This window comes from Affinundibacterium nitidum (genome assembly GCF_014284155.1).
Taxonomy (GTDB): Bacteria; Pseudomonadota; Gammaproteobacteria; order Burkholderiales; family Burkholderiaceae_D; genus Undibacterium; species Undibacterium nitidum.
On the sequence record NZ_JACOFZ010000006.1, the window covers coordinates 158,886 to 169,697 of the forward strand.

Consider the following 10,812-nt stretch of genomic DNA (forward strand, 5'->3'; position numbering starts at 1 on the left):
TCTTATTCCTAGTACTTAAGCATCAGTTGTTCAAATTCGTACGCGGCTTTTTGATCAGTGACTTGTTGTTCACGTTTTCGAAGCTCAGCGGATGCGACAACTGATTGAATGTATTTCTCATCTTTAGACAGAGCAATTCTTGCATCTTGATTTAGCTCCATTCCAGCGAGATCTCCTGATTCAAGCAACTTAATTGCTAAATCTAGCGCAGCTTGATTCTCGGGATCCTTGCGCATGTGGAATTGCCATCGCCCAGAACTAATTTCAAGCAAATATCCAACGCGAAGGCCAACCAAATTTTGATATTGTGAAAATGCATCGGAATTAGACTTTAAGAAGCCGACGTCCCGCAAAGCTCTCAAAATTGATAAGGGCCACTTTATGGGAGTTACGTCAGCAAGCAGCTGACCTTTTCGAACAGAAGCGACAATAGCCATAGCACGCTCATAAATATCACGATTTGCTGCATCCATACGAATCGCGCCAGGTTTGGGGGTGAACAGAAAAGATTCTTGCTTTGTTGAGAACTTAATAGACGGAGGTTTCAAGATTCCTTCTTGAGCCAATTTGTGAATCATGTTACTGACGTCGTTAGTTAGCTTGACTCCGCCTATTTCTTGCTGTTTTAACGCAACAGAAAGTGGCCATCCTTGGTTTCTTTTTATTACATCTAAAGCTTTACCTATGTCTGAAGAACCTGATGCCGCTGCTAAATCAGCAAATTCGGAAAGGCTGTCAGCAAAATAGATAGGGCTAGTTAAAATCGTCTTCCCTCTTACACGATGTGACCTCACCAGTCCGTTGGTTTCGCCAATTGACACGCAGCGGTTAAACACTTCAGCATCTATACCAGAAGTTCCAAATAATCGGTCTACGTTTTGAGGCTGCGTCTGAAGTTCTCCGAGAATATGGAGAGCTGCTTGTTCATGTTCGTTTAAATCATTTAAGCTGTGATGGTTTCCCAATGTGCTGTATAAATCACCAAAATGCGGAACTTTGGGAATTATTTTCGTAATCTTATGAGATGTTCCGATGATATCAATAAAGTCAATATCAACCAAAATGTCAATCACTGGTTTTAACGCATATGATGGGATATCAAAGTAAAAATCGCAGACTTTTCGTAAAACTTCGTAGTCGATTTCACCTAACCCGCGAATGTGTACAGCGAGAGACGCCGCCATACCTGCCGTGCGAAGTTTGTCGAACTCAGGCGCATCTGTTCGACCTAGACCTGATTGAATGTCAAACGCAAATTCGGCGATCCGTTTTTTTTCCATATAACTTTCCAAAATCAATTGTTAAAACTAAGTACGACTAAAAGCCTAGTCCAATTTCTTTTCTGGCGAACTATCATTTGATGACTGTTACTTCCCCCAACTATCCTTCAAAGTAGTAACCCGATTAAACACAGGCACACCCTTCACAGAATCCACACGATCCGCCACAAAATAACCATGGCGTTCAAACTGCAAACGCGTATCGGGTTCGACGTTGACCATGCCCGGTTCAACATAAGCACGAATCGTTTCTAAAGACGATGGATTCAACAAAGCCATGAAGTCTTTGCCGCCTGCATCTGGATTCGCATCAGTGAACAATCGATCATACAAACGCACTTCCACTTCCAAAGAATCCGACGCGCTGACCCAGTGGATGTTGCCTTTGACTTTGTAGTTGGCGCTGCCTTCTGTGCCGGATTTACTGTCTGGGAAGTAGTTACAGTGGACTGCAATCACGTTGCCGTTTTCGTCTTTGTCGCAGCCTGTGCATTCGACCACGTAGCCGTAACGCAAACGCACTTTGTTACCTGGGAAGAGGCGGAAGTAGCCTTTTGTTGGCTCTTCCATGAAGTCTTCTTGTTCTATCCATAGTTCTTTGCTGATGGTGAATTCGCGGTTACCGAGTTCTGGGTGGTGTGGATGGATAGGGGCGGTGCAGGCTACCTTCTCTCCCTCTGGGAAATTGTCGATGATCAGTTTCAGTGGACGCAAGACGGCGGTGGCACGTGGTGCTTTCGGGTCGAGGTCGTCACGCAGTGCGCCTTCTAAAGTGCTGTAGTCGATCCAGCCGTCAGATTTGGAAACACCTATGCGGTCGCAGAAAAGTTGGATCGCTTCTGGCGTGTAGCCGCGACGACGGATGCCGACGATGGTGGGCATGCGTGGGTCGTCCCAACCGCTGACGATGTTTTGTTCGACGAGTTGGCGCAGCTTACGTTTGGAAGTGACGACGTAAGTCAAATTCAGACGCGCGAATTCGTATTGTTGTGGCACCGGTTGTTTGAAGAAACCACCTTCGGCAGCACGGGCGATGATCCAGTCGTAGAACGGACGGTGATCTTGGAATTCCAACGTACAGATCGAGTGCGTGATGTTTTCAATCGCGTCTTCGAGTGGGTGGGCGTAATCGTACATCGGGTAGATGCACCATTTATCGCCAGTGTTGTGGTGATGCGCGTGACGAATGCGGTAGATCGCTGGGTCGCGCATATTCATGTTCGGTGAGGCCATGTCAATCTTGGCGCGCAAGATGTGGGCACCGTCGGCAAATTCACCTGCCTTCATGCGGCGGAACAGGGCTAGCGATTCTTCTGCAGGGCGATCGCGGAAAGGCGAGTTCACACCGGGCTTGGAGAAGTCACCACGGTTGGCTGCCATGTCTTCAGCGCTTTGGCTATCGACATAGGCGTGGCCTGCGGTGATGAGGTATTCAGCAATCGCGTAGAAGGTGTCGAAATAATTGCTAGCGAAGTAGAGATGGCTGCCGCCGCTGTAGCGGTCGCCATTCTTCTCACCATAGTTCCAATCAAAGCCCAACCATTTGACGCTGTCCATGATGGTATCAACGTACTCTTGATCTTCTTTTTCTGGGTTGGTGTCATCAAAACGCAAGTGGCAACGACCTTGGTAATCGCGCGCTAAACCGAAGTTCAAGCAGATCGATTTGGCATGGCCGATGTGCAAGTAGCCGTTAGGCTCTGGCGGGAAACGGGTGATCACATTCGGCAGGCCGTCGCGCGTGTATTTGCCGTCGGCCAGATCGCGGTCGATGATGCCGCGTAGGAAATTCGAAATAACTGGGGCTTCTGCGTTTTTATTCTCTGGCTTGTTGCTCATATTCGTATAAATCTTTGCAAAAATGTTATGGATACTTGATTAGCAAGCATTTTACCGCAGGGCAAAGGGTTTATGGCAGTTGCGGGCGCTTGTGAGAGGAGCATTTGAGGAAAACGTCGGTTTTTGAGGTGGTTTTGCGGGTAATTGTGGGTGGTTTGCGGGTCAAATGGGCTTGGTCATTCTCGCGAAAGCTGGAATTTAGCAGCTTTTGAGATTGAGAAGCTTAAAGGCAACGACGCTGGGCTACTGCCTGCGCAGGGGCGACGGTAAAAGGTAGGAATGGGCGGGAGGGGGGGCTTGTCATTCCCGCGAAGGCGGGAATCCAGTGACTTTTGTGTTCGAGATTAAGAAGCGTAAAGGCTAAGACACTGGGCTCCTGCCTTCGCAGGAGCGACGGTAATGGGCGGTGCTGTTGGTTTTCGCTTCTGCCCCCGACTAAGGCATTCGAGGGCAGGCTCTGCGCAGGAGCGACGAAGTCTCATGAGAAGACTTACTTCGGTGGCTCAATACAGTTGAGGTGCATGCAGTAGCCTGGGCGGTTCGCACCTATTTTTACTGCCGCGGCCCATGGTATTTTGCTTTTGCTATTCCAAAATCGGGCGCAAGTGAGGATGAGTTTCTCTTGCTCGTTGTCCCACACATAATCTTTGTAGACTAGGCCTTCTTCATTGTTATCAAAAGGGCCGTAGGGTTTGCCGTAGCGTCTTTTGAGCTCGGCCAAGATGGGTTCGCAGCGTGGGTTTTGGTTGAGCGGGTCGCGATAGTAGCTGTCTGGTTTGCTTGGGTCACGTGCGATCTCAAAGATCATTTGCACCACGTCTGGTTTCTTGTCGCGCATAAAGATGATGCTGGAGGTGACCCCATCTTTGGTGTCCTTCGCGGCGATGCGCACATAAGTACTGTTTTCGCTGACCTCCATCACCGAATTAGGAAATGATTTTTTGAGCTGTTCAGCGGTGGCCTTGAGGGCAAAACCACCGAAGCTAAAATTTTTTTGCTGGGCACATGCTTGCGACGGCAATAGGTTGTGCACGAGTGCGTAAAGTAGGAGTATTTTTTTCATCGCGAGTGGAGGTGCCTAGATTTCGATCTAAGTTTGAAAATGCGATCGCACGGCGTCAATATAGCGTTCGCTCACCGGCACTTCGCCACCACCAAATAAGGCAAGTTGATACACACCATCGCCCGCGACTCGCACTTGTTGCATTTGTTTGGTGCGCACAATGGCTGTGCGATGTACGCGCATAAATTCTTCGGGATTTAAGCGTTTTTCCATTTCGCTCAAGGTCATCCGATGCAAAACGACGCGATGTGGTAAGTGCAGTTCGACGTAATTGCTAGCACTGCTCACCCATAGAACATCAGTTAACTTCACACATTCCATTTCGCCAACCGAGCGCACGATAACTTGTTCGAGATAGTCTGGCGCAGGCATTGGTCTGTGTTGGGTTTCCACAAATTGTGAGAGAGCAGCGCGATAGCCATTTCTTTGCGCCAGCATCTCGCTCGCGCGTTCTAGCGCTTCGTTGAAACGTCGCGGGTTGAATGGTTTGAGCAAGTAGTCGAGCGCATGCACCTCAAAGGCATCGACAGCGTGCGCATTGTAGGCCGTGACAAAAATCACCAAGGGCGGATGCTCCATGGCGCTGATGCTGCGCGCCAAGCTAATACCATTTTCTTTCGGCATTTGGATATCGAGAAAGACCACATCGACTGGGTGCTGCAGGAGGTAATCCCTAGCACTTCCGGCATTGCCAAACTCAGCTTGTACTTGCCATTGGCTATGTTTTCTCAGAGCATAGCTTAAGGTGATGCGACCGGATTCTTCATCGTCGACGATGATGGCGCGTATGGTATTGCTTGCTATGTTCATGGGTATCGAAGCTTATGCAGAATCAAGTTTGTTAATCCGTTTGTGCGTCTTTGGGGATGCATAGATGCGCATGGAAACGGCGCTCTTTAATGCTCGTAATTAGCGAAGCACGTTCGCCGTATGCCATCTGCAAACGTGCTCTTGTGTTGCGCAAACCAAGGCCAGTGCTGGGCATAGTTTGAGCCGCATTTTCATCATGTACAGAATTGCTCAAATAAATGTACAAGTTGCTCTCATCGACCTGCCACAGCAGTTGTATATCGCTCGCATCTTGATGGTTATCGAGGTCGTGTCGTATGGCGTTCTCGATGAGCGGTTGTAGTAATAAAGGTGGGCAGACAATCTGCCGCATCTCCGCGCTCAAACCTTGTGAGTGAAACTGCAATCGCTTGCCATAACGTAGTTGTTGAAGCTGTAGATAGTCTTCGACGAACTGCATTTCTTCAGCGATAGTGACCCAATTCTTTTCTGAGGCGGTGAGTGCATAACGCAAGAGTTCGCTTAAGCCGTTGATACCATCGAGCGCGTTGTCTCGGTTGTCTTGCATTACCAAAGCGCTGATCGCATTTAAGGCGTTGAACATAAAATGCGGTTCGAGTTGCGAGCGCAGTGCCAGCATTTTTTGTTGTTCAAGTTCGAGCTTGAGCGCCAATACATCGGCACGTTCTTGCTCCCAGCGGTGGCGGCGTTCTTGGTTTTGTTGCCACAGTTTGATCGCTGCAACGGCGAGGTAAATCGCGGCGATCGAAGTGATTTGTAATAGTCCGGCTAAGCGATTAATAACGGAAAGCTGCTGTCCAAATGCCTCCCACGACATGATTAATTCTTGCTTGAGGAACAAATCTTTCACTACGAATAGCAGTTGCATGGGGAGCAGGCACAGCATGAGTATCGCGAAGCCGAAGACCAAGTTGCGAGCTGACGCATAAACTTGCGGCCATCGCGCGAAAGCTAACCAGATGACGATGCTCGTGAGTGCCATCGCAGTCGCACGGTAACTCCATTCGACGAATATTGGCCAATAGTCGGGGTCAAAGCCCATCCGCAAATCGTCATTCAGCGAGGTGAGGGCAGCGATGGCCGCAAAGCAAATCCAACCTAAGATTTGCACCGTTGCCAGCATTGCGCGGCGCCGCCACACACCAATGCTAGATTGGCTTTGTGTCGCTGCGTTGTGGCTTGCTGGAAAAGGTGGGGTGGCGCTCATACAAAGAGTATAGCAGCCTGTATTTTGTAGACATGCGGATTGGTCACCGCAATTCGGTGCTTCATCCCAAGCTTACTGCGCCGCTGATTTGAGGAATTTAGAATTCAAAAAAGTGTGCGATTTGACTACTTTTTATAAAAGCACGGTGATACTTTTTGTCGAGATACGACAAGGAATTGCAGAAAAGGCGTGCAAAATGCTTAAAAACGTATCGAAATTTTGTACTTTTTAGATAGGCCTCTGCAAAAAGTCCAATATCGATTTTAATACGCTCTATCAATTCAATACGAACAAAAAAAGCAGGCGAGTAGCAATGACCTGATGTCGTATTACTTCCCCAATTGAGAACAAAGTTAGAGGCATACAGTGAAACATCAAAAGAACCGTCAAGCCTTAATGGAGGCTGCAGACTTAGGTCTGTTGTACTACGGTCAGGTGAAACCCCTGGTCGATTTCTTGGAACAACGCGAACGCAGACAACGTGAAGCACGTTGGAATGGCAGTACTGTGCTGACCTACTGTGCGGGTTTATTAGCGATTGCAGCTTGCACGCTGTTCAGTACGTTTGCCCTAGAAAAATGGGGAATGACAGTGCTGTTTGAGTTGAGTTTGATGTATGCCTTAGTAAGTTTGGCCTGCACCTTTTGGTTTAATGCCCATGACCACCGCGTACCAGCCAACTTTTTTGCCACACTTTTTGTAGCGATGGTGCCGATGCTCGTGTTTTCAGTGCAGAACATGCTGGGCTATTGGCCACAGGGGCATACACCGCAGTTACATGACCTTTACCATGTGTTTGACCAACGGTGGTTTGTGATTGAGATATTGACCGTATTCTCAGCGGCGTTCATGTTGTGGTACTTCCAGCGTAGTTATTTGCTTGTGCCTTTGCTGTTGAGCATTTTCTTAATGACCATCGATCTATTGCCGAACCTGATCTTGAAGGCTGATGTGGAAGCATTTAGCGCCTTGGGGTGGAGTATGCGCAAAGCGATTGCCTTAATTTTTGGGTTTGCAATATTAGTGCTCGGCTTTATCGTCGATATGCAAATCACCCGCAAGCGCGATTATGCATTCTGGTTGTATAGCTTTGGTTTGACTTGTTTTAGTGCCGTATTAGCGATCTATTTTGTGTTTGAACCGAGCAATGCATTGAGTGCTTCTTATCTTGGTAAGGCGATTTATTTTGTGATTAATGTGTTGTTGCTATTCTTGTCGGCTGCAGTACAAAGAAAGTCTTTCGCTATAGCGGGTGCTTTCGGTGCAGCTTTAGTGATGGGGCATGTGGCATGGGCTTTGTTTCATGACAGCTTCGCGTTTTTCGGTGCCTTGATTGCCTGTGTGTTTGCGTACTTGATGGTGGCAATGTGGTGGTCGCATAACGAACATCGCGTATCGTTGAGCTTGCGTTCGTTTTTGCCGGATGCGCTACAGAACAACTTGATTTGGCGTAGTTGAAATTGGTAAGAGCTCAAGCTGAGCTTAGTCCAAACTGTTTGATCACTGCTGAGGACAGTCTTTATTGAATTGTCGTTTCCTCTAACTTTGCGACAATTTTTGGGCGACGTCTAACCGCGTCGCCCTTTTTTTGATTTGATTTAGGCGCGTAGCATCTCGACGTGAGGAATATCATCTTCAAGATACATGTCAGACACCGTCACGAAGCCAAAGCCTTGATAGAACTTCTCTAAATATTGTTGGGCACCGATGCGAATAGGGTGCGCTGGGTAGAGGGCTAGACATTGTTCTACACCGCGCGTTAAAAGTTGTTTGCCGATGCCAGTGCCGCGCGCAAAGTCGCTACTGATGACGCGGCCAAGCGAAGCCTCAGGATATTTCAGACCTGGCGGCACGATACGCAGATAGGCAGCAAGTTTGCCATCCTCTGTCCAAGCACATAGGTGATGGCATTCAAAGTCGACACCGTCGGCATCAAGGTAGGGGCAGTTTTGTTCGACGACGAAGACGGCTGAACGTGCTTGTAAGATCAGATACAACTGCTTGTTTGTCAGCGAGTCGAAGCTCAAACATTGCCAATTTGTTTTCATGGATAGATAAGTGTTGGGTCGCAAAGCTTGGTATCATCGCATTTTTTGAACTTTGTGTCAGTTGGTGTTTCTAAGGCAGTGTAAGTTCTTCAATCGAAGATATCTGTATCGATTATCGATTAACTGAGATGAACTGAACGACATCTTCTTCGTCTCGTCTGCTGTTTCTTTATGCTAAAAAAAATAATCTTGAGCTTGTTGTTGAGCGGCGTTGTGTCTGGTGCGGTTGCCCGAGACCTTGCCATTCCGCGTGCGGCACAGCCTCCCAAATTACAAGACTACTTGAAAGGCGAACCAGCCTCGCACGGTTTCAAAATTACGGAATTCAAACAAAGAAATCCGGGTGATGGCACGCCAATATCTAAACCAACGACTGCTTATTTGTCTTATGACGATACGCATTTCTACGCCGTATTTGTGGCGAAGGATGACCCGGCATTGATTCGTGCCCGCATCGCTAAACGTGAAGATATTGATGGTGACGATATCGTGATCTTGGAACTCGATACTTTCCACGATAAGCGTCGTTCGTTTTCCTTTTTCATCAATCCCTACGGTGTGCAGTTTGATTCGAAACGCACAGAAGGTTTTGATCCTGACGTTAATTTCGATACGCAGTGGGAATCGGAAGGGCAATTGACTGACGACGGTTACGTGGTGCGCGTGGCGATTCCGTTTAAGAGCTTACGCTTTAAGAGTGCAGACGTGCAAACTTGGGGTGTGGGTGTAGGGCGAGTTATTTCGCGTCTGAATGAAGAGTCGTTCTGGCCCTACATCACGAAGCAGATTGCGGGCGTGGTGCCACAGTTAGCGACGGTGAAAATTCCTGAAAAGCTCAGTGTCGGCCGTAACGCGCAGATCAACCCCTTCGTTTTTGCGGGAAATTCAAAAGTACTTGATTCAGAAAATCTGCAGAAACCAATGTGGCAACGTGAGAACAAAGTGCAAGGCGGTCTCGATGCGAAATGGGTGCTTGGTGATGCAGCCGCGGTTGACGTCACGATTAAGCCCGACTTTTCAGATGTCGATTCAGACGAACCACAGATTGTCGTGGGTAAACGCTATGAAGTATTGTTTCCGGAAAAACGCCCCTTCTTTTTAGAGAATTCGAGCTTTTTCCAAACACCGAATCCTTTATTTTTCTCACGGCGTATCGCCCAACCGAGCGCGGGTGTGCGAGTGACGGGTCGAGCTGATTCTTGGTCGTATGGAGGCTTGCTGATTGATGATGAAATGCAAACCGATGGCGAAACAAATAGCCCTAAAGCCCATATCAGCATGGCGCGTGTGCAAAAAGATTTGAGCTCCAACTTTAGCTTAGGTGCTTTACTCACCGATAGAAAAGCAGGGTCACAACGAGATACGGTGTTAGGTATCGATGCGCGTTATCAATACGACGATAACTGGATCTTTCAAAGCCAGTTGGCGCGCAGTGAAAAGCAGGAAGGGCAACAAAAACAATCGGCGCATTTGAATTATCTCGAAGCTAAACATCAAGGTAAGCATGTTGAGTATTTAGCCAAATACATTGATATCTCGAATGGCTTTGCCGATCGTTTAGCGTTTTTGCCGCGCACGAACTATAAGCAGTTTCATCAAGAAGTTAGGTATGTCGAACACGTTGAAGCGAACGATTTCTTGCATCGCTACGGTGTGATCTCCAATGGTGAAGTATCGCGCAGTCAGCAAAACGAATTGCAAGATTGGGCGCTAGATGTTGGGGTGTTCGCTGAAGGCAGTCGCGACGCTTGGCTCGAGGTATTTACGCGTCATGCTTTTGAAAAGTATGAAGGCAAAGGTTTTGACAAGCGCGGTTGGTTGGTCGGCGGCGGAAGCGCTTGGTTTGATTGGTTGCGCGTCAATACCGTCATTGGTGCTATGGACTCGATTAACTATACACCTGCCGCTGGCGTGAACGCCGGTTTGGGCCGAGGCCGTAGTTTTGATGTGAACGTGGCGATTAAACTGCATCCTCAATGGCGTTTGGAAGAGCATTTGCTGTGGAATGACTTGCAGATGTCTGGTGACGGTAAACACTCTGGCAGCATGAGCGTGTTTCGAAACATGATGTGGCGTAGCAAATTGAGTTATCAACTTACGCGTTTCTTAGGGATGCGCCTGATCGCTGATTATCACGTATTAGCAAGCAACCCGAGTTTGAGTAATTTGACTTCAGGTAAGCAATTGAATACGGACTTCCAAGTGAATTACACCTTGAGCCCAGGTACTAGCATTATTGCTGGCTATGGTAATCGTCAAGAAAACTTGGCACAGATTGGTAACCCGCAAACCTTGGTGCGCACTGAGGATTTGAATTTGCGAACTGGGCGCCGTGCCTTTATTAAACTGAATTATTTGTATCAGTTCTAAGTGATTTGACTGATGTGCTTTTTGATGAGCACTCGAAAACGAAAACGAAAACAAAAAAGGATGGCACGTGAACTGAACCCCAAAAGTTGGACACCAACTTTTGGGGTTTTTTAATGACGAAACATGCAGAAGAATTTAAGTACCGTGTAGTGCAAGAATATTTAGAGGGCCCGATGGGATATGTCGCCTTGGGTA

General features: G+C 47.8%; 8 protein-coding genes. 2 read left to right on the plus strand and 6 right to left on the minus strand.

Features of this window, described 5'->3' with window-relative positions:
- Positions 1–8: 8 nt before the first annotated feature.
- From H8K36_RS14920 to H8K36_RS14940, 5 genes are all read right to left on the minus strand, one after another.
- Complete coding sequence (locus tag H8K36_RS14920; protein WP_186917293.1) at positions 9–1,280, minus strand: hypothetical protein; 1,272 nt, start codon at positions 1,278–1,280, stop codon at positions 9–11.
- An 87-nt stretch (positions 1,281–1,367) separates the two neighbouring features.
- On the minus strand, positions 1,368–3,119 hold the full coding sequence (locus H8K36_RS14925) for a glutamine--tRNA ligase/YqeY domain fusion protein (protein ID WP_186917294.1): 1,752 nt from the start codon (positions 3,117–3,119) through the stop codon (positions 1,368–1,370).
- 490 nt (positions 3,120–3,609) lie between these two features.
- Positions 3,610–4,182 carry a hypothetical protein gene (locus H8K36_RS14930; RefSeq protein ID WP_186917295.1) on the minus strand — a complete coding sequence of 191 codons (573 nt, stop codon included), beginning with the start codon at positions 4,180–4,182 and terminating at the stop codon, positions 3,610–3,612.
- 27 nt (positions 4,183–4,209) lie between these two features.
- A complete protein-coding gene (locus tag H8K36_RS14935; protein ID WP_186917296.1) occupies positions 4,210–4,992 on the minus strand; it encodes a LytR/AlgR family response regulator transcription factor in 783 nt (260 codons plus the stop codon).
- 31 nt (positions 4,993–5,023) lie between these two features.
- A complete protein-coding gene (locus H8K36_RS14940) occupies positions 5,024–6,199 on the minus strand; it encodes a sensor histidine kinase (protein WP_186917297.1) in 1,176 nt (391 codons plus the stop codon).
- A gap of 366 nt (positions 6,200–6,565) precedes the next feature.
- Here H8K36_RS14940 and H8K36_RS14945 point away from each other — a divergent pair, with 366 nt between their 5' ends.
- The gene (locus H8K36_RS14945) at positions 6,566–7,657 is read left to right on the plus strand and encodes a hypothetical protein (protein WP_186917298.1); all 1,092 of its coding nucleotides are present in this window, start codon (positions 6,566–6,568) and stop codon (positions 7,655–7,657) included.
- A 140-nt stretch (positions 7,658–7,797) separates the two neighbouring features.
- On the opposite strand, the gene H8K36_RS14950 is transcribed toward H8K36_RS14945, so the two are convergent.
- The gene (locus H8K36_RS14950) at positions 7,798–8,226 is read right to left on the minus strand and encodes a GNAT family N-acetyltransferase (RefSeq protein WP_230404673.1); all 429 of its coding nucleotides are present in this window, start codon (positions 8,224–8,226) and stop codon (positions 7,798–7,800) included.
- Between the two features lie 192 nt (positions 8,227–8,418).
- On the opposite strand from H8K36_RS14950, the gene H8K36_RS14955 reads away from it, so the two are divergent.
- Positions 8,419–10,617, plus strand: coding sequence for a carbohydrate binding family 9 domain-containing protein (locus tag H8K36_RS14955; protein WP_186917300.1), 2,199 nt, complete (start codon positions 8,419–8,421; stop codon positions 10,615–10,617).
- Positions 10,618–10,812: the final 195 nt, after the last annotated feature.